This window comes from Bacillus sp. IT-79MI2 (assembly GCF_949768135.1).
GTDB classification, from domain to species: Bacteria; Bacillota; Bacilli; order Bacillales; family Bacillaceae_G; genus Bacillus_A; species Bacillus_A pseudomycoides.
In genome coordinates, this window is the sequence record NZ_CATKPV010000095.1 from 138,023 (window position 1) to 158,246 (window position 20,224).

The 20,224-nt window shown below is 35.8% G+C and carries 18 protein-coding genes; 14 read left to right on the forward strand and 4 right to left on the reverse strand.

What is annotated here, in order from left to right:
- Positions 1 to 135 precede the first annotated feature (135 nt).
- On the forward strand, positions 136 to 1,920 hold the full coding sequence (uvrC, locus tag ACM6HU_RS23710) for an excinuclease ABC subunit C (protein ID WP_016116532.1): 1,785 nt from the start codon (positions 136 to 138) through the stop codon (positions 1,918 to 1,920).
- A 315-nt stretch (positions 1,921 to 2,235) separates the two neighbouring features.
- Here the strand turns inward: uvrC and ACM6HU_RS23715 are convergent, their stop codons facing one another.
- Positions 2,236 to 2,685, reverse strand: coding sequence for a YslB family protein (locus tag ACM6HU_RS23715; RefSeq protein ID WP_016116531.1), 450 nt, complete (start codon positions 2,683 to 2,685; stop codon positions 2,236 to 2,238).
- A gap of 312 nt (positions 2,686 to 2,997) precedes the next feature.
- Here ACM6HU_RS23715 and sdhC point away from each other — a divergent pair, with 312 nt between their 5' ends.
- The 4 genes from sdhC to ACM6HU_RS23735 all read left to right on the forward strand — a co-directional run bounded on the left by sdhC (position 2,998) and on the right by ACM6HU_RS23735 (position 6,930).
- Complete coding sequence (sdhC, locus tag ACM6HU_RS23720) at positions 2,998 to 3,624, forward strand: succinate dehydrogenase cytochrome B558 (RefSeq protein WP_016116530.1); 627 nt, start codon at positions 2,998 to 3,000, stop codon at positions 3,622 to 3,624.
- Positions 3,625 to 3,637: 13 nt separating this feature from the next.
- Positions 3,638 to 5,431: a succinate dehydrogenase flavoprotein subunit gene (sdhA, locus tag ACM6HU_RS23725; RefSeq protein ID WP_016116529.1), complete on the forward strand. Its 1,794-nt coding sequence runs from the start codon at positions 3,638 to 3,640 to the stop codon at positions 5,429 to 5,431.
- Positions 5,424 to 6,185 (forward strand): succinate dehydrogenase iron-sulfur subunit, encoded by a 762-nt coding sequence (sdhB, locus tag ACM6HU_RS23730; RefSeq protein WP_016116528.1) that lies wholly within the window; start codon positions 5,424 to 5,426, stop codon positions 6,183 to 6,185. Before sdhA ends, sdhB begins: the two co-directional genes overlap by 8 nt.
- A gap of 298 nt (positions 6,186 to 6,483) precedes the next feature.
- A complete protein-coding gene (locus ACM6HU_RS23735) occupies positions 6,484 to 6,930 on the forward strand; it encodes an acyl-CoA thioesterase (RefSeq protein WP_016116527.1) in 447 nt (148 codons plus the stop codon).
- Positions 6,931 to 6,965: 35 nt separating this feature from the next.
- On the opposite strand, the gene ACM6HU_RS23740 is transcribed toward ACM6HU_RS23735, so the two are convergent.
- Both ACM6HU_RS23740 and ACM6HU_RS23745 read right to left on the reverse strand, forming a co-directional pair.
- Positions 6,966 to 7,745 (reverse strand): D-alanyl-D-alanine carboxypeptidase family protein, encoded by a 780-nt coding sequence (locus ACM6HU_RS23740; RefSeq protein ID WP_016116526.1) that lies wholly within the window; start codon positions 7,743 to 7,745, stop codon positions 6,966 to 6,968.
- 526 nt (positions 7,746 to 8,271) lie between these two features.
- Complete coding sequence (locus ACM6HU_RS23745; protein ID WP_003200718.1) at positions 8,272 to 9,102, reverse strand: 5'-nucleotidase, lipoprotein e(P4) family; 831 nt, start codon at positions 9,100 to 9,102, stop codon at positions 8,272 to 8,274.
- Positions 9,103 to 9,468: 366 nt separating this feature from the next.
- Between ACM6HU_RS23745 and ACM6HU_RS23750 the strand changes: the two genes are divergently transcribed.
- The 3 genes from ACM6HU_RS23750 (at position 9,469) to ACM6HU_RS23760 (ending at position 12,130) form a co-directional block, all read left to right on the forward strand.
- Positions 9,469 to 10,353, forward strand: a complete 885-nt coding sequence (locus tag ACM6HU_RS23750; protein ID WP_016116525.1) for an ABC transporter ATP-binding protein — start codon at positions 9,469 to 9,471, stop codon at positions 10,351 to 10,353.
- Between the two features lie 2 nt (positions 10,354 to 10,355).
- A complete protein-coding gene (locus ACM6HU_RS23755) occupies positions 10,356 to 11,582 on the forward strand; it encodes an ABC transporter permease (RefSeq protein WP_016116524.1) in 1,227 nt (408 codons plus the stop codon).
- Between the two features lie 116 nt (positions 11,583 to 11,698).
- Positions 11,699 to 12,130, forward strand: coding sequence for an Rrf2 family transcriptional regulator (locus ACM6HU_RS23760; protein WP_016116523.1), 432 nt, complete (start codon positions 11,699 to 11,701; stop codon positions 12,128 to 12,130).
- Between the two features lie 153 nt (positions 12,131 to 12,283).
- Here ACM6HU_RS23760 and ACM6HU_RS23765 read toward each other — a convergent pair whose 3' ends face one another.
- Positions 12,284 to 13,249: a multidrug resistance efflux transporter family protein gene (locus tag ACM6HU_RS23765; protein WP_077294902.1), complete on the reverse strand. Its 966-nt coding sequence runs from the start codon at positions 13,247 to 13,249 to the stop codon at positions 12,284 to 12,286.
- Positions 13,250 to 13,354: 105 nt separating this feature from the next.
- On the opposite strand from ACM6HU_RS23765, the gene ACM6HU_RS23770 reads away from it, so the two are divergent.
- The 6 genes from ACM6HU_RS23770 to ACM6HU_RS23795 all read left to right on the forward strand — a co-directional run bounded on the left by ACM6HU_RS23770 (position 13,355) and on the right by ACM6HU_RS23795 (position 20,175).
- On the forward strand, positions 13,355 to 13,927 hold the full coding sequence (locus ACM6HU_RS23770; RefSeq protein WP_016116521.1) for a helix-turn-helix domain-containing protein: 573 nt from the start codon (positions 13,355 to 13,357) through the stop codon (positions 13,925 to 13,927).
- A gap of 120 nt (positions 13,928 to 14,047) precedes the next feature.
- Entirely contained in the window at positions 14,048 to 15,757 is a 1,710-nt protein-coding gene (locus ACM6HU_RS23775) for a sensor histidine kinase (protein WP_016116520.1), read from the forward strand.
- Positions 15,754 to 16,920, forward strand: a complete 1,167-nt coding sequence (locus ACM6HU_RS23780) for a response regulator (RefSeq protein WP_016116519.1) — start codon at positions 15,754 to 15,756, stop codon at positions 16,918 to 16,920. Before ACM6HU_RS23775 ends, ACM6HU_RS23780 begins: the two co-directional genes overlap by 4 nt.
- Positions 16,921 to 17,106: 186 nt before the next feature.
- The gene (locus tag ACM6HU_RS23785) at positions 17,107 to 18,357 is read left to right on the forward strand and encodes an ABC transporter substrate-binding protein (protein ID WP_077294914.1); all 1,251 of its coding nucleotides are present in this window, start codon (positions 17,107 to 17,109) and stop codon (positions 18,355 to 18,357) included.
- Positions 18,358 to 18,379: 22 nt separating this feature from the next.
- Positions 18,380 to 19,324: a carbohydrate ABC transporter permease gene (locus ACM6HU_RS23790; protein ID WP_016116517.1), complete on the forward strand. Its 945-nt coding sequence runs from the start codon at positions 18,380 to 18,382 to the stop codon at positions 19,322 to 19,324.
- 23 nt (positions 19,325 to 19,347) lie between these two features.
- Positions 19,348 to 20,175, forward strand: coding sequence for a carbohydrate ABC transporter permease (locus ACM6HU_RS23795; RefSeq protein WP_016116516.1), 828 nt, complete (start codon positions 19,348 to 19,350; stop codon positions 20,173 to 20,175).
- Positions 20,176 to 20,224: the final 49 nt, after the last annotated feature.

The following is a 20,224-nucleotide window of genomic DNA, read 5'->3' on the forward strand; positions in this document are numbered from 1 at the left end:
ATAGTACAATTCTATGTGAAAAGAAGAAAATATGTATAATGTTTTCATTTTTTTGTTCTTTCCGTTACAATAAAAGAACGTATGTTGGGTGTTTTGGAATAATAATGATAAATATGTAGAAACGGGGGTTTGCGAGTGCACGAGCATTTAAAAGAAAAATTATCAATTTTACCAGATCAACCAGGCTGTTACTTAATGAAAGATAAGCAAGGAACGGTTATATATGTCGGGAAGGCAAAGGTGTTAAAAAATCGTGTGCGCTCGTATTTTACTGGTTCACATGATGGGAAGACACTCCGTCTTGTCGGAGAAATTGTTGATTTTGAATATATTGTTACCTCCTCGAATCTGGAGGCACTTATTTTAGAATTAAATTTAATCAAAAAATATGATCCAAAATATAATATCCAATTAAAAGATGATAAAACATATCCATTTATTAAAATTACAGCTGAAAAACAGCCACGTTTGCTCATTACGAGAAATGTAAAAAAGGATAAAGGAAAGTATTTTGGTCCGTATCCAAATGCGCAATCAGCTCATGAAACAAAAAAACTGTTAGATCGCATGTATCCGCTTCGGAAATGTACAAATATACCAGATAAAGTTTGTTTATATTATCATATGGGACAATGCTTAGCACCTTGTGTACAAGAGGTAACGGATGAACAGAATCAAGAAATTGTAGATGGAATTGTTAAGTTTTTGAATGGTGGACATAAAGAAGTTCGTTCAGAATTAGAAGCGAAAATGTATGAAGCATCGGAAAAATTAGAGTTTGAACGTGCAAAAGAATTACGGGATCAAATTTCTCATATAGATGCGATTATGGAAAAGCAGAAGATGATTATGAGCGACTTAGTTGACCGCGATGTGTTTGGTTATGCGGTGGATAAAGGCTGGATGTGCGTGCAAGTTTTCTTTGTCCGAAAAGGTAAGTTAATCGAGCGCGATGTCTCTATGTTCCCAATTTATGATGAGCCTGAAGAAGGGTTTTTAACATTTATCGGTCAATTTTATGAACAAAACAATCATTTTAAACCAAAGGAAATTGTAGTGCCAGGCAGTATTGATCCTGAATTAGTAGAGCGTTTTTTAGAAGTGGATGTAACGCAGCCAAAACGAGGAAAGAAAAAAGACCTCGTTGAATTAGCAAACAAGAATGCGAAGATCGCTTTAGGGGAGAAGTTTTATTTAATTGAACGTGATGAAGAGCGGACAATTAAGGCTGTTGAAAATTTAGGTAAGCAGCTTGGCATTGAAACACCATATCGTATTGAAGCATTTGATAACTCAAATATTCAAGGGACGAATCCAGTTTCAGCAATGATTGTCTTTATTGATGGAAAACCAGCGAAAAAAGAGTATCGAAAATATAAGATAAAGACAGTTCGAGGGCCAGATGATTATGAATCGATGCGAGAGGTTGTGCGCCGGCGGTATACGCGTGCTTTAAAAGAGAATTTGCCACTACCTGATTTAATTGTGATTGATGGCGGGAAAGGACATCTTGCAGCTGCTAGTGATGTGCTTGAAAATGAACTTGGCTTATATATTCCGATGGCTGGACTTGTTAAGGATGATAAGCACCGTACATCGCATTTAATGATTGGTGATCCTCCCGAGCCTGTTATGCTTGAAAGAAATAGCCAAGAATTTTATTTATTGCAGCGTATTCAAGACGAGGTACACCGATTTGCAATTACATTTCACCGTCAGCTTCACGGGAAATCAGTGATTCAATCTGCTTTAGATGGGATTCCTGGAGTTGGTGAAAAGCGAAAAAAAGTATTGTTAAAACATTTTGGCTCCCTAAAAAAGATGAAAGAAGCTTCTGTGATGGAATTTGTCGAAGCGGGAATGCCGCAAAATGTTGCAGAAACTATTTATTCCTATTTAACAGATAAGAAGACGTTGTAGTTTACAATGTCTTTTATTTTTTGGTATAATTTCAGAAGATTAAAAATCATTGAAAACGAATGAATATGCAAAAATATATAAATCCATTTTGATTTTTCGACATATAAGCTGTGGCTATGAAAACAAAAACAGTTCTCCACTCATTTCCTCCTTTTGTTTTCACACGGCATGGGGGGAAAAAGGCACTGACCGCTTCTATACATGGCCGGATGCTCTCTCCCACCTAAAAGAAATGGTGTATGTCGTTTTTTTAATTTGGATTTATATAGAAAAGTCAACTAAACCTATATGTCTAGTTGACTGTTAGTGTAGATTCTACACTTCGATAGGATCTTTTACGTCCCATTTTACAAGAAATGTGATAGATTCCGAACGTTTTTTTTGCTCTTCATATGACTCTGCAACAACATTTCGTTGTTTTTGAATTTGCTCTGCAACAAATCCAGTTTCTAATTGGTAAGAAGAATGTCTATTTTGCTTTTGACGCTCTGTAATGAGCGGACTTGTTAGCTGAAAATGCATTTCACGGCGTTTATGCTCGATGATGTTCAAGCGGCCCCAGCTAGCTTTTTCAAAAAAATGAATGACTTCTTCAATCGTCTCTAGCGGATATTTTCGTGCTAGGTTTCTGCCGGCCCAGTATAAGATGTCATCTAATTCTTTACCAATTAGGTCAGGTAGTACTTCTTCACGCAGCAGCTCATAAGCGAAAGCGTTCAATGAAACATCTTCTAAAGATGCTATATCAAGTGTATTTTTGCTCACAATATTCCCCTCTTTCTATAGGGATTATTATATAACATTTCCCATTTATAAAAACAGTACTTTCTTTAGGAAAATCTAAATATATAGGAAGAAAAACGGAAGTGGCAAATTATATGCAAATTATGTACAAATTATGTATACGTTTTCTTGACGCTTCGACAAAAATAGGAGTAAAATGAATTTGGTATCAAATTATGCTGAAATATTTCGAATAATTTTTTCAGTTTTTCTTATAGCAATAGTGAAAAAACATTATTGTTATAAACTAATACTGAAAGCAGCAGTCAAACACTCAAGGGGGGTAATGGGGACATGAAAGGCCGCGAGTATACGTTTCGCAAGTGGCACTCATTAATGGGGGTCATTCCGGTTGGTGTCTTTTTGACGCAACATTTAGTAGTAAACAATTTTGCAACAAGAGGGGCAGAGGCTTTTAACAAAGCTGCTCATTTTATGGAGCTCCTTCCATTCCGGTATGCGCTAGAAATTTTCGTCATCTTTTTACCGATACTGTACCATGCTATATATGGATTATATATTGCATTTACAGCTAAGAACAATGCGACATCTTATAGTTACTTCCGTAACTGGATGTTCGTCTTCCAACGAATCTCAGGTATCGTTACGCTGATTTTCATATCTTGGCACGTTTGGGAAACTCGTATTCAAGCATTGTTAGGTAAACAGGTAAATTATGATATGATGGCAGATATTTTAAGCAATCCAGCTATGTTTGGCTTCTATTTAGTTGGGGTTGTATCAACAATTTTCCACTTTGCGAATGGACTATGGACATTCTGCATTAGCTGGGGAATTACAGTATCGCCACGTTCACAACGTATCTCTACTTATGTAACATTAGCTATTTTCTTAGGTTTATCTTATGTAGGTGTGAGTGCATTATTAGCGTTCATCGATCCACAGCTAGCAAATCAGTAAGGAGTGGGAGAGCATGAAAGGGAAACTTATAGTAGTCGGTGGTGGCTTAGCCGGCTTAATGGCAACGATTAAGGCAGCAGAAGCAGGAGTAAACGTGGAACTGTTCTCTTTAGTACCAGTAAAACGTTCGCATTCTGTATGTGCACAGGGTGGCATGAACGGTGCTGTAAATACGAAAGGTGAAGGGGATTCTCCATGGATCCACTTTGACGATACAATTTATGGTGGTGACTTCTTAGCGAACCAGCCACCAGTTAAAGCGATGTGTGAAGCAGCGCCTGGTATCATTCATTTAATGGATCGTATGGGTGTTATGTTTAACCGTACAGAAGAAGGACTTCTTGATTTTCGTCGCTTCGGGGGAACACAACATCACCGTACAGCATTCGCTGGTGCAACAACTGGCCAACAATTATTGTACGCATTAGATGAGCAAGTACGCCGTCATGAAGTAGCAGGACTTGTAACGAAATATGAAGGTTGGGATTTCTTACGTGCTGTTGTGGATGACGAAGGCGTATGTCGCGGAATCGTTGCACAAGACTTACAATCTATGGAGATTAAGAGTTTCCAAGCTGATGCTGTAATTATGGCAACAGGGGGCCCTGGTATCATCTTCGGAAAATCAACAAACTCTATTATTAATACAGGTACAGCAGCATCTGCTGTATATCAACAAGGTGCATATTATGCGAATGGTGAGTTCATTCAAATTCACCCAACAGCAATTCCTGGGGACGATAAGTTACGTCTAATGAGTGAATCTGCACGTGGTGAAGGTGGACGCGTTTGGACGTATAAAGACGGTAAGCCATGGTACTTCTTAGAAGAGAAATATCCTGCATACGGAAACCTTGTGCCTCGTGATATCGCAACGCGTGAAATTTTTGACGTGTGTGTCGAGCAAAAACTAGGTATTAATGGTGAAAACATGGTATATCTAGATCTTTCTCATAAAGATCCGAAAGAACTAGATATTAAACTTGGTGGAATCATTGAAATCTATGAAAAGTTCACAGGTGATGATCCTCGTAAACTACCGATGAAAATCTTCCCTGCTGTTCATTATTCAATGGGCGGACTATGGGTTGATTATAAGCAAATGACAAGTATTCCAGGGTTATTTGCAGCAGGTGAGTGTGATTACTCTATGCACGGTGGTAACAGACTAGGTGCTAACTCGTTACTTTCAGCGATTTATGGCGGTATGGTAGCGGGACCAAATGCGATTGAATATATGAAAGGTCTTTCAAAATCATCTGATGCTGTTTCATCTACTTTATACGAGCAAAATGAATTAATCGAAACAGAGAAATTTAACAATATTTTAACGTTAGATGGTAATGAAAATGCATATGTTCTTCATAAAGAGCTTGGAGAATGGATGACGGATAACGTTACAGTAGTTCGTGAAAATAAAAAGTTATTAGAAACAGATGCGAAAATCGAAGAGTTAATGGAACGTTATAAACGCATTAACATTAACGATACAGCAAAATGGAGTAACCAAGGTGCTTCGTTTACACGCCAACTGGCAAATATGTTTGAATTAGCTCGTGTTATTACAATTGGTGCGTATAACCGTAATGAAAGCCGCGGTGCGCATTATAAACCAGAATTCCCAAATCGTGATGATGCGAACTTCTTAAAAACTACAATGGCGAAGTTTGAAGGAGAAGGAAATGCACCGGCATTCCATTACGAGGACGTTGATGTTTCATTAATCAAACCACGTAAGCGTGACTATTCTTCAAAACATGATGTAGCTGCTAAGGGTGAAGAGAAGGGGGATAAACAACATGTCTGAGAAAACAATCCGCCTCATCATTACGAGACAAGATGGACCAGATGCACAATCGTTTGATCAGGAATTTGAAATTCCATATCGCCCAAATATGAATATTATTTCGGCTCTTATGGAAATTCGTCGTAATCCTGTTGATGCAAAAGGAAACCATACAACTCCTGTTGCATGGGATATGAACTGTTTAGAAGAAGTATGTGGTGCTTGTTCTATGGTGATTAACGGTAAACCACGTCAATCATGTACAGCGCTTATCGATAAATTAGAACAACCAGTTCGTATAAAACCGATGAAGACATTCCCGGTAGTACGTGATTTACAAGTTGATCGTAGTCGTATGTTTGATGCTTTGAAACGTGTTAAGGCTTGGGTTCCAATCGATGGTACGTATGATTTAGGACCAGGACCAAGAATGCCAGAGAAAAAGCGTCAATGGGCATATGAACTTTCAAAATGTATGACATGTGGTGTTTGCTTAGAATCATGTCCGAACGTAAACAGTAAATCTGACTTTATCGGACCAGCGCCGCTTTCACAAGCACGTTTATTTAACTCACATCCAACTGGTGAAATGCATAAAGCAGAGCGCTTACGTGCAATTATGGGTGATGGTGGCCTTGCGAACTGTGGTAACTCGCAAAACTGCGTACAATCATGCCCAAAAGGTATCCCGTTAACAACTTCAATTGCAGCATTAAACCGCGATACAACAATTCAGTCGTTTAAAGATTTCTTTGGTAGCGACAATAACTATTAATTTATATTGCCTCTTCGAATCGAAGAGGCAATATTTATATAAATACAAATGGAAAAACCGACATGAAATTCTTCTTTTTGGGTGGGAGAGAGGATCCGACCATGCATAGAAACGGTAGCCCTATTCCGAGTGAAAACAAAGGGAGAAAATGAGTGTAGGTCACCTGTTGTTTTCCATAGCCGCGACTGATATGTTGGAAAATCAGAATGGATATATGGCTTTTTATCGTTTTAATTTTTTGTTTATTCCGAAAGTTATTATGTGACTTATGAGAATGAGAGAAAAAGGAGAGAAAAACATGAAGAAGATTTCCTATATTGAAAACTTTGCTAGCTGGGAAAAAGATTTTTCATTTTACATTCCTGTGAAAGTTCGTTTTTGTGAAACAGATATGTTTGGACACATGAATAATGGTGTTGCTTTTACATACTTTGAAGAAGCACGTATTGAATTTTTTAAAGAGCTTGGTTTTATGCAAGAATGGACACATGAAGCATCAGAAACAATGATTGTTGTTGCTGATTTACAATGTAATTTTTTTAAACAAATTTTCTTCGATGAACATTTAAAGGTATATGTAAAAGCTGAAACAATTGGGAATTCTTCTTTGGATTTACACTATATGGTGAAAAATGAAGCGGGAGAAGTTTGCTTAGTAGGGCGCGGGGCAATGGTGCAAGCCTCAAAGAAAACGGGAAAAGGGGCACCTTGGCTTGAAGAATGGAAGCAAAAGCTACTGCAATAATGAATGCAAAAAAAATAAGAGAGCGCTATGCTCTCTTATTTTTTTGCATCCATTGCTTCTTCTAATGTTAAGTGATGTTTATGTAAGTATGTAGCATATGGATTACCAACATAGCGAATATGCCATGGTTCGTATGCGTATTCCGTCGTATCTGTTTTATCCTCTAAATAACGAATAATGAATCCAAATTCATGGGCATGTGCTGCTACCCATTTACCTTCCTCTGTTTCACCGAAAATAGGCTCTAATTGATAATTTGCTGATTTAGAACTAATATCCATTGTAAGGCCTGTTTGATGTTCACTTGTTCCAGGGATTGCGCTTACCGAATCTGCTTCAGCTTGTCCTTGTCGTTTTATATACATATTATGTAATGATTGTTGTCGTTTATAAGAACGGTATCCTGATACAGCAGTAAGCTCTAGTCCTTGTTCTTTTGCTGCATGGAACATTTTTTCGAGAGCTGCACCAGCATCTTTACGAAGTAATGTTTTCTCTTTATCTTTTGGATATGCAAATGGAACGTCTGGTCTTATAAGATCATCTGGTGTATAGCCATCTGGTAATTTACGATGCTTATTTACTAATACAAGAGGTGAATCCGGATTTGTAACAAGGGAGAAGTTCTCATCTATTTTTTTTGCTGTATGATTTGCTTTTGGAAATGCAGGAATCTCTTCTTTTGGATGTTCAATATGTTTCTTTGTTTCTACAGCTTTCGCTTCATTTTGTAGTGGAGACTTCGAGCCGAAGTAAGCGAAGGATGTGATACCGATTACAATCGTGGTGGCAGAAATAATAATTACCTTTTTCATAACGCTGTGTAATCTCAGTCCTTTCTTATAATTTTTCTAGTATGTTAATTATAAGTCTAGTTTCTATAAAAAGAAATATTAGAGTCGTAACGTAATAGAATTGCAAAGAAAATGTCAAAAAATGTGTAATTTTGTCGGTTTATATACATGCAAATGGAAAAAACAATACAAAACCTCTCTTTTGGGTGGGAGAGAGCGTTCGGCCATGCATAGAAGCGGTCCGGGCTTTTTTTAGCCCCATGCCGAGTGAAAACAAAGGGAGAAAACGAGTGGAGATTCTTTTTTATTTTCACAGCCGCGACTTATATGTTGAAAAATCAAAATGGATATGTATATTGTTCGGATATACACATGAATGGATTGGAATAAACTGTGAGTTAAGAAAGAAGGAATAAGATAAAAGGATGGCTTAAGCCATCCTTTTATCCCGTTATTCGCGGACAGTAAGACCCCCACCTCAAGACTCAGCGAAAGTAAAGAAGATAGGTGAAGGATAAAGAAAACCCCAACTGATGGAAGTTTCACGTTATTTGTTTACTTCAAATGATTTTAAGTTATCACGACGAATTTTATCTTTTTCTGCATCAGATTTTTTGAAATTGTAATCATATAGAGCGCCTTCCCAATCACCATACATTGGGTTAGGGAAAATGATGAATTTCTCGCCAAATTGTGCTTTTGTTTCTTCAACTGTTTGATTGCGATCTTTTACAGATTTTCCATCAAATCCAGTGAAGTCAGATAAGTTATCACCGAAGAATAGGACGATATCGTGCGATTGTGAAACAAGTTCACGACGTTTTTCTTTCCCTTTTTCTTTCGGGTCTTGTAGTAAAATATGTTCTTTTGTTGCTTGTGGAGCGCCAACGCGTTCAAGGTTTTTAATCGTTGCATCTAATTGATTTGTTTTACGGTTTGAAATGTAGTAGATATCGACACCTTTAGATTCAGTATATTTTAAGAAGTCAATTGCACCAGGAAGAGCTGCCGCTTCTGCTTTATTAATCCACTCATCCCATTTATAAGGATAGCCCTTTCCTTCTTTCACAGTCATCGCTTGGTGGGGGCTGTTATCTAAAACGGTTTCATCTAAATCTAGTACAATTGCTGGTTTTTTACTTGTCCCTTTTGCAAGAGCTGCATCGAGTTTTAATTGCCCGATGTTATAACCTTGATAATACAAAGCTTTTGTTTCACCGGCTGTTTGATACCATAGATCAGCCATTAGCTGTTGATCTGTTAATTTTACTTTTTCTTCTTTTGCTACAGTTTTTTCAGCTGTTCCTGAACATGCTACAAGTGATGTAGAAAGAACTGCTACAGATAATAATGTGGTAATGCCTCTTTTCATCTTCATATGTATCCTCCTTGATGTAACTAAATCCTTTAATATTATATATTAAAATATAATATTTTTTATACCTTTTTTATGAACTTTTACATACTATTATTTGTATATACAGTAGTATGTCCTACTTCAGTATAATAAGTAAGGGGATATATGATGAGTAATGACAATTATAATTGATAAAAGTCAGTTTTTTATTTACAATTTTAACTAAATAAAACAAATGGTGGATAGGAAAGGTGCGGGATATATAACGTTAATTTTAGAATTTTATTATAGAAATTGATGGATTTATATATGTTACAATATTTTTCCTATATGCAACATACCATTTAGAAGATTGTAAGAATAGTGAAAAAGGGGAGGGTTTATACTTTGAGTTTACAAATTCAAAACTTAACGAAAATATTCGGAGAATCAAAAGCGGTCGATCAATTAGAAATTTCATTACCAAAAGGTGAAGTATTAGGACTACTTGGCCGGAATGGCGCAGGGAAAACGACAACAATTAAAATGCTCCTTGGTTTATTAACCCCAAATGAAGGTTCTATTACATGGAATGAGAAAGCGATTTCTCAAAGTGATGTAACGATTGGTTATCTTCCGGAAGAAAGAGGATTATATACAAAAAGTAGAGTAATAGATCAACTTCGCTATTTCGGTAGATTAGAAGGAATGACGAAAAAAGAAGTAGACCGTGCGATTGATCGTTGGTTAGAAAAACTAGCAATCCCGGAATATAAATATAAAACGGCTGGAGAACTTTCAAAAGGAAATCAGCAAAAAATCCAATTAATTGCTGCACTTATTCACGATCCAGAGCTTCTTATTTTAGATGAGCCGTTTAGTGGACTTGACCCAGTTAATGCTGGAATGCTGGCAAATATTATTGAAGAAGAAGTACAAAAAGGAAAAACAATTATTTTATCAAGCCACCGCATGGAACAAGTGGAGGCGTTTTGTCAGCACGTTTGTATTTTAAAGAAAGGTGAAGCGGTTGTAGAAGGACAGCTAAGTGATATTAAGAAAGAATACGGTTTTCGTAATTTAACAATTGAAGATGCGGTGGAAAATGAACAGGCATTGCAAGCCTTACATATTTCGTATGAAAAACAACAAGGACTGCTTTATATGAAAGTTCATGATGATGCAGAGGCCTTAACTATTTTAAAAAATTTACAAGAGCAAGGTGTAAGCTTAAGGCAATTTAAAATGCTAGAGCCGACGCTAAACGAAATATTTGTAGAAAGGGCGAAATAACAATGCGTAAATTTTCTCATGTATTTTCATTTTATTTCAGGGAAGCATTTTTTTCTAAAAAATCATTGATTACGAGTGCGATTTTATTTTTAGTTGTGTTTGGAATCTTTGCATTTAACCATTTCACTTCTGATGGAGATAAAAGTAAGGAGAAAGATAAGATTGCAGTTGTAACGGAAAGTTCCACATATAAAGTGCAAAAAGAGGAATTAAACAAGTTACTACCATCAGCGAAAATAACTGTTGGTTCAAAAGAGGATTTTGATAAACTGCATAAACAAGTAGAAGAAGGGGATTTAGACGGTTTATTCCATGTAACAGAAAAGAATGGAGTACCTGAAGTTACGTATATGTATAACGGATTCCCAAGTCAAGCAACTTCTGCAATTATGGCAAGTTATTTAAAACAACAATATACAGCGGTAACAATTGCTAAAAATAATGTTTCACCAGAAGTAGCCAAACAATTACAAACAGAAATTCCTGTGAAACAAGAAGCGATAAAAGATCGTACGTCTTCTTTCGGTATTGCATATTTCTTTACGTTTGCATTGTATATGTTTATTATCGCTTTTGGTAATACAATTGCGATGAATATTGCTTCTGAAAAAGCATCTCGTGTTATGGAAGTGATGCTTCCGAAAGTAAAGCCTCTTACGATGATGTATGCAAAAATTTTGGCAGTTGTTTCAACGGCTTTATTACAACTTATCATATTAGCATGTGGTTATCTCATTCCATACGTATTAGGATGGGTAAATTTAGAAAGTGCGTCATTATTTGGGGTTCCAATTGATTTTACAAAATTAGATGCAAAAGTTGTAAGTATGTTTCTTATCTACTTTGTTACAGGGTATTTACTATATGCGATGATGTATGCAGCTGCTGGGGCGGTTGTATCCAAGACGGAGGATTTACAGGCAGTCTCTCTTCCTATAATGATTTTAATAATGGCCGCATTCTTTATTAGTATTAAATCATTAAGTGATCCAAATAGTACAATCGTTGTCTTGAGTTCCTACGTTCCATTCTTTACACCAATGGTTACATTCTCAAGAGTTGTAGCTGGAGAAGCAGGTACATTAGAAATTACTATAACACTAGCTATTTTAATTGTGACAATTGGTATATTGAATGCTGTTACAAGCCGCATTTACGTCAACGGTGTTATGAATTACTCTGATAAGGTGAAATTCAAAGATTTAACTAAATTTATTAAGCGTCAATAATCATAAAAGCATGATTTTCTAAGAGAATCATGCTTTTTCTTTATGCACAAATAAAAAATAGTATATAATAGTATGTATCGTCTTTTGACAGAATGAACGTAAAGGAGGGTGTGCAGATGGGAATTAGTAGCCGTTTTACAGTAGGTGTTCATATGTTAACGTTACTTGCGATAGATCGAAACTCTCGCTGTACCTCTGAATGGATTGCTGGCAGTGTGAATACAAACCCAGTTGTGATTCGCCGCATTACAGGAATGTTAAAAAGAGCAGGTCTAGTGGATGTACAAGCAGGGAAAGGTGGTACATCACTTGCTCGTGATTTAGATGAGATTACATTACTTGATGTATATAAAGCAGTGGAAGTAGTAGAAGAAGGACATCTATTTTCTTTCCATGAGAATCCAAATATTGAATGTCCAGTAGGTGCGAATATTCAATCGGTATTAGAAATTATATTAATGCAAGCGCAAGAAGCGATGGAAAGCGTACTTGCGAATGTAACAGTTCAGCAACTTGTTACAAATTTACAATCAAAAATTAAAAAGTAAAAAAAGCGAGCCTCCGTATAAGTGGGCTCGCTTCTTTTACTTTCAGAAAGATCGAAGATTCTATTTTTCAGTATTTAATACAATTTTAATCAAATAAAAAACATGATTCTCAAAGAATAATCATGTTTTTTATTTATGCAGTGTTTTCATTTGTTATGCTGTTTTCTTTCGTTTAGCAACTGGAACAGAACGATTTAAAATGCTATTTGCTACCATTCCAGCCATAATGATAATCATCCCAATAAGTGAGAGTCCGATAGGGAATGAACCATTTAAGAAAATCATTTCACCAAGAACAGTAAATACCATCGTTCCGGCTTGCGTTGCTTCTACAGCACCTAATAAGGAAAGGTTATCTTTCGCTAAATCTGTTGCAAAGAAAAATGTCATTGTGGCGATAACACCAGAACATAATGCTAATAAAAATCCTTGAAGCATTTGACCGGATGTTGGAATGCCTGTTGCCCTAAAACCATATATTGCAAGAATAATTGCTATAGGCAGACTGCCGATTGCCATTCCTAATACACGCTGGAAAGTATCAAGGCGTCCTCCTACAACTTCCATCATTTTTCGATTGCCGAATGGATATAAGAAAGCTGCAAGAACAATAGGAAGAAAACCAGATATAAATTGAGTGGCTGTAATATGCCCAGCTTCTGTTGCTTGCATACAAATGACACCAATTATAATGAAAAGTGATACGTATAAACTGCGAAGTGGGATTTTTCCGCGTACGCGTTTTGTACCTGTTTTTGTTTCAATCGTAATAAAAAATAATGGCGATAGTAGCAAGCCAGCGAGTATTGTAACTTGCCAAGTTCCTGCAACAAGCCAAGCTGGAGAAAAGACAGCAGCAAAGCTTAATAAAGAATAAAAGCCGATCCCTGCTAAAGATCCCCATCCTAGCCATGCAAAGGGATGTTTTCGCATTTCTGACCATAAGGGCCGAAGGTTTTTGCGGAATAAAACGATAAGGAATAAAATAGGGAGAGCAAATAAAAAGCGGAAAGAAGCAGTCCAAGCCCAGCTTGTTCCAGATACATTCATTGCTCTGTTAATAATGAATGTTGCAGAGAAAAAGGCGGATGATAAAATACCTAATAATATTGCGCGCATGATGCGTAAGCACTCCTTTCGAGATTTGAAACATTTATGTATATTATAATATACATAAAGTTAATTAAAGTAAATTATTTTATACTTAGAGGTGATTTTGTTACTATGAAAGAAAAAGAGGATATACAAACAAAAGAAGTCATTCAGCAAGTTGGTCAGTTATTAAGACAAATTCGTAATGAACAAAAACTGAGTTTAGAAGAATTGGCGCAAAAAACAGGGGTTAGTAAATTAACATTAGGAAAAATCGAAAGAGGTGAAACGAATCCAACATTAGCCGTCATTTGGAAAATTACGAAGGGGCTGTCAATTCCATTGTCGAGGTTAATGGTAGTTGGAGAACCAGTAGCGGTTGCGCGCTGTGGGGAAGGATTTGCGGTAGACGTAGGACAGGCATGGCGGTTAGAGACAATGTTCCGGTATACGAAAGAAACGGGCATGGAGATGCATCGTGCTTGTTTAAGACCGCAAAGTATTTATGAGCCAGAGTCTCACCATGAAGGAGCAATTGAATTCGTTACTGTTATGAAAGGGCAAGTTGCTATTCAAGTTGAAAATGATGTGTATGAATTAAATGAATTTGATTCGATTCAGTTTGAAGCGAATAAGAAGCATAGTTATAAAAATGCCGGAGATGAAATAGCTGTTTTGCATTTAACGATGAAGTATTCTTCTTAGCTATAAAAAGGAGCGCTTGCAATAAAGCGCTCTTTTTTTATAGATTTTAACTATATTTTTGATAAAATACAATTAAGTTGGAATATTCTGAAAAACAAAATAAATTAAGTAGGATAAGGGATGAGGCGAATGACGAAATTTAGATTATGGAGATTGGTGCAACAAATTCGAACAAGCCTTCGTTTAAAGTTATTAACATGTTTTTTAGTTGTCGCACTTATTCCGCTCATGTTGTTTAGCTGGATGTCATATGAAAAGTCATCCAATCTTGTAAATGAACAGTTTGGGGATTATGGAAAGTTTGCTATATCGCAGCTTCAAACTCAAATTGAATTAACATTAAGCCATATGCATTTAATTGCTAGTGATATTCAAGAATATTTATCAGACCCGACGTTAATTGTTTTAAAAAAAGAAGCACCGAAATCGTATTCGGAATTTATTATTGAGAAAAATTTTGAAAGGTTTTTAGAAGCGCATAAAACAGCACAAACGAAGGGAATCTTTTTAATTACACCTAGCGGTTATTATTATGGAGATCGGTATTTAGATGTGCAGAAACTAAAAAAAGAAAAATTTTGGGAAGAACAAGGGAATTTATCACAAGGGTATTGGAATGGAATTTATGTTCCGAACCATTACTCTGTAGCTGATAAAAGCAAAGTAATTGGATTACTTGTTCCAGTCAAAACATCATTCGGTAGCTTGAAAGATAGCCGGATATTAGTGGAAACAGATGCGACGGATTTATTTAAGTTTATTGATTCATTAGAAACAGATTTGCATGCACTGATTACCATTCGTGATGAAAAAAAACAGGTGATTTATACGACAGATGAAAATTATAAAAAAAACAAGGGTGATATCATTTGGGAAAAGCCAATTCCATCAAATAAATGGAGTCTAGAAATTATTATTCCAGAAAAAGAATTTTATCAATCTTCTACAATTATTTTGTTTGTTACATTAATTGGAATTGTTGTATCGCTATGCCTAGCTTTTATGTTGGCATTTTTAATCTCGGCTAAGCTAACGGAAAATGTCACGAATTTGGATCATGCAATATCTCAAGTAAGTAAAGGAGATTTTTATACAAATATACCAGTAAATTCACAAGATGAAGTAGGGAATTTAACTGTGAATTTTAATAAAATGGTTGTCAAAATTAAATCATTAGTAGAAGAAATATATGAGAAAGAAAAGTTGAAAAAAGACGCTGAGCTTAAGGCAATTCATTATCAAATTAATCCGCACTTGCTATTTAATACGTTAAATTCGATTCAATGGAAAGCAAAGCTTCAGGGGGCAAATGATGTAAGTGAAATGATTTATCATCTTGTTGCTGTGTTAGAAGGGAATTTAAATTTTGCGAATGATCTTGTCACACTCCAAAGTGAACTAACTATTATTGAGCATTATTTAAAGGTGCAGGAGATTCGATTTGGAAATTATTTTTCTTATACGCAAAACGTCCCATCTTCTATGAAAGAGGAGCAGATTCCAAGAATGTCGCTTCAGCCTATATTTGAAAACATATTTTTTCATGCTTTCGATGATGGAGAAGGAGCTATTACATTATCAGCATTTGAAAAGGATAATGGAGATTTATGTATACATATTACCGATGATGGCCGTGGTATTTCTGATAGGCGAAAACGAGATTTATTACAAGAGCCATCTGCAGAACAAAAGGGGGGGCTTGGATTATATAATATTGATCAAAAATTTAAATTGCATTTTGGGCTAGAGTACGGATTAACGATTCAATCAGAAGAAAAGAAAGGAACTATAATTCAGATTCTTTGGCCAAAGGGAGGGATACAGAAATGAAACGCATTAAAGTGCTCATTGCGGATGACGAGACGATTGTTCGAAGGGGCTTGAAGATGGCGGTAGATTGGTCGGCGTATAATATGGAAGTAGTAGCGGATGTACCCAATGGTGAGAGGGGATGGGAGGAGTTTGTACAGCATGAACCAGAGGTGGTTATTACAGATATTGTTATGCCTGTTGTAAATGGAATTGAATTTGTGAAAAAGATTAAACAACATGCGCCGAAAACAAAGGTATTATTATTAAGTTGTCATCGTGCTTTCGAATATGCACAAGAAGGAATTAAACTGGGAGTTTCAGGTTATTTATTGAAAACATCGTTTCATGATGAGGAGTTGGATCAATATTTACGAGCATTTCAAACAGAGTTAACCATTCATAAAGAAACGGAAGCGATTGAACAGCAAAAATCTCTCTTTTACGAAGATTTTTTTCAATGGTTATGTGGTTTTCAAAATCAGTTCCAAGAGATACTTGTGGATTTATTTCGTAATGAATGGAAATGGATGAACGATGGGTATTATGCCTGTTTTATAAGGTCAGAATCGAGATTGCATCTCATATTACAAGAGATGGATCAAAAGGTATCAAATCCGCATGTGAAGATATTATGTGGAAAGGATCAATGTTTCTTATTTCTTAATGAAAAATATAAGGAAATGATGGAACAAATGTTTATGGATGTAAAGAGTAAATACGAAGAGCTATATTGGATTACGTCAGGGGAGCTGTTCAGTATAGAGCAATGGATGAATTCAGTTAAATCGATGAAGCAATTTGCAGAACTTGAGATTAAGTATAAAGTAACGATTAACAATTGGCCAAAAACAATTAAAGAGGCTATTTTGTATACAATGAATCATTTATCAGAGCCAATTGTTGTTTCAGAAGTGGCGGAGATGGTAGGGCTAAGCAGAAGTCATTTTAGTATGCTTTTTAAAAAGATAATAGGTGAAAGTTTTCATTCTTTTACAGAACGAAGAAAACTTGAACTTGCCATGCAAATGCTTCAAACAACCTCACTTACGATTCAAGAGGTAGCGGAACATATTGGTATTTCAAATAGTAAATATTTTAGTAAATGGTTTAAAAAGTGTACAGGAACAACGCCATCAGAATATCGAGAAAAACAATGTGGAACTTTATATAAAACAAATTGACACCTGATTTCGTCGAACGAACAATTTGATAACAAAAATCGAACAAATCGATGTTTTTAACCGCTTTCATAAAAGGTAAAATGAAAGCGGTTAAATCATTTATTCTGAAAAATCAGAAATAAAAAAGCTTTTTGGAGAAGGGAAGTGTGTGCAGTGAGAAAAATGGTACATGTATGTCTTAGTTTTATGCTCGTACTTATTGTTTTTTTAGCTGGTTGTAGCTCAAATGAGACTACAAGTAAAAAATCATCAAAGGATGATGAAAAGAAACAAACATCAAATGATGGAACAGTATTGCGATTTGCAACTTGGGATGCTGGAAAGAATTTGAAGATTCAGCAGCAAATTGCAAAGAAATTTGAAGAAAAGAATCCGGGAGTAAAAGTACAGGTGGAGGCTTATGGTGATGGTTTTGATCAAAAGCTCGCAGCATCTTTCGGGGCGAAAAACCCACCGGATGTTATGTATATGTGGAATTTCCCATCTTACTATAAATCTCTTGAGCCTTTAGATGAACTGGCAAAGAAAGATCCAGATATGAAATTAGATGACTTTTATCAAGGGCTATTTAACTACTCTAGTATTGACGGGAAATTATATGGTATGCCAGCAGGTTTTACAACGCGGGTTATATATTACAATAAAAAGTTATTTGATAAAGCGAATATTCCATACCCGAAAGATGGATGGACTTGGGATGAGTTTGTAGACACTGCGAAAAAGTTAACAGATGCAAGCAATAAACAATATGGCTTTGCTTTACGACCTGAGCCAGATACGTATGATTTACAAGGGTTTATTTGGAGTAACGGTAGTAGTTTTGTAAGTGAAGATGGAAAACAAATAAAAGGACATATGAACAGTCCAGAAACAATTGAAGTTATGAAATCTTTCCAAAGTATGCTAAAGGATAAAACGGCTGTATTAGTAGGTGGAAAAAATCAACAGAGCGGTGATGATATTTTTAAAGCTGGGAAGTTAGCGATGTGGGAGAGTGGAATTTGGCCATTAGAAGGATTTAAAGATGCAAAAATTGATTTTGGTACAGTAGAACCTCCCGCATTTAAAGGGAAACCAGTGAAGGGACTTGTTGGTACATCAGCTGTTTCAATTGCAAAAGATGCAAAGCATAAAGAGTTAGCTTGGGAGTTTGTTAAGTTTTATTCTTCACCAGAAGCAATTAAAATGCGAACTTCTGATTTGCCAGTTCGAATTAGTGTTGTAAAAGAATTGAAGAAAGAGGAAGATGCGAATATTAAACCGTTCTACACAATGCTAGAACGTTCAACAAATACACCAGCATTTTTACTTAACCCAAAATGGGATGAAGTAAACCGGAATTTATCAGCGGCAATAAATGCAATTATGCTTGGGCAAGACCCAGAGCAATTATTAAATAAAGCTGTTCAAGATTCAGAGAAATATATGGATAAATAATTGTAAAAGCAAAGAGGTGTGGATGTTGAAATATGGAGTATCTATAGAGAGTGAAACGAATATAGCCATTAGGAAAAAGAAAATGAAAAGGGAGAAACTCGTTCCTTATGCATTTATATTTCCATGGGTATTTGGCTTTGTAGCCTTTACCCTTGGTCCTCTTTTATTTTCATTATTTATTAGTTTTTTTGACTGGCCGCTTATTGGAGAAGTTCAATTTGTTGGACTAAAAAACTATCAAGATATGTTTCTAAATGACCCGATGTTTTGGGGCTCGTTATGGGTTACGGTGAAATTTGCAGCATTATTTGTTCCATTTAATTTAATTATTGCCCTATTTTTAGCGATTTTGCTAAATCAAAAGGTAAAAGGATATGCGTTTTTTCGAACATTTTTCTATTTGCCAAGCGTTATTTCTGGTGTGGCTTTAGCGATGATTTGGGCATGGGTGTATAACGGGGAGTATGGTATTTTGAATTATTTTCTATCGCTTGTTGGTATAAAAGGACCAAATTGGTTAAGTGATCCGAACTGGTCGCTAATTGCGATGGTAATTGCTAGTTTATGGGGACAAGGTACGCTTATGCTCATTTTTTTAGCAGGATTAAAAAATATCCCGCAAAACTTGTATGAGGCTGCTTCCATTGATGGAGCTGGAAAAGTGCAACAATTTTTCAAAATTACATTGCCGATGTTAACGCCGACGATTTTATTTAATTTAATTACAACAATTATCGGTGCGTTTCAACAATTAACATTAGCGCTTGTATTAACCGGCGGAGGTCCATTAAAGTCCACCTATTTTTACGCGATGTATGTATATGAAAATGCATTTAAGTATTTTAAAATGGGCTATTCATCAGCGAATGCTTGGTTTATGTTTTTAATCATTTTAGGGTTAACACTACTTGTTTTTAAATCATCAGCAGCGTGGGTTTATTATGAAAATGAGATGAAGTCAAAGTAAAAGATGAATAAGGAGGATGCAGTGTGAGAACGAAGAAGCGCATACATCGAATTGTAGTATACGCACTATTAATAGGTTTTTCCATTTTATTTTTATTGCCCTTCTTTTGGATGATTACAACATCTGTGAAATCACCAGAAGAATTATATTTATATCCGCCAAAGTGGATTCCATCTGAGTTTAAATTCAGTAATTTTGCAAAGGCGTGGACGAGTCAACCATTTAATACCTTTTTATGGAATTCAATTGTGGTAACAGTATTTTCAACAATCGGACAGTTAATATCATCTTCTTTAGTAGCATACGGTTTTGCACGTTTTAAATTTAAAGGACGGGATATTTTGTTCATGATTGTGCTAGCGACGATGATGATTCCGTGGGAAGTAACGATGATTCCGCTTTATATGGAATTTAATGCTCTCGGCTGGATTAATACGTTAAAATCTTTAATTATTCCATCTTGGTTTGGCGGTGCGTTTTTTATCTTTTTAATGAGACAATTTATTATGTCTGTTCCAAAGGAGCTAGATGAGGCTGCAAGGATGGATGGTGCGAACGCTTTTCAAGTTTACTACCGTATTTATTTACCGATTATGAAACCGATTTTAATTCTTGTTGCTGTTTTTAATATTTTAGGATGTTGGAACGATTATCTAGGACCGCTTATTTTCTTAAATGACCAAAGCAAATATACATTAACGCTAGGCTTAGCACAGTTTAAAGGTATGTTTGGCGTTGATATGGAAGGGATTATGGCGGTGACATTGTTAATTAGTACTGTACCTCTTGCACTCTTCTTTTTCGCACAACGCTATATTGTGGAAGAATCGGGACATACGGGCCTTAAATAATAGAGCGTAGAAATGATGTGACAAAGTGAATGCAAAAAGGAGGATCGAT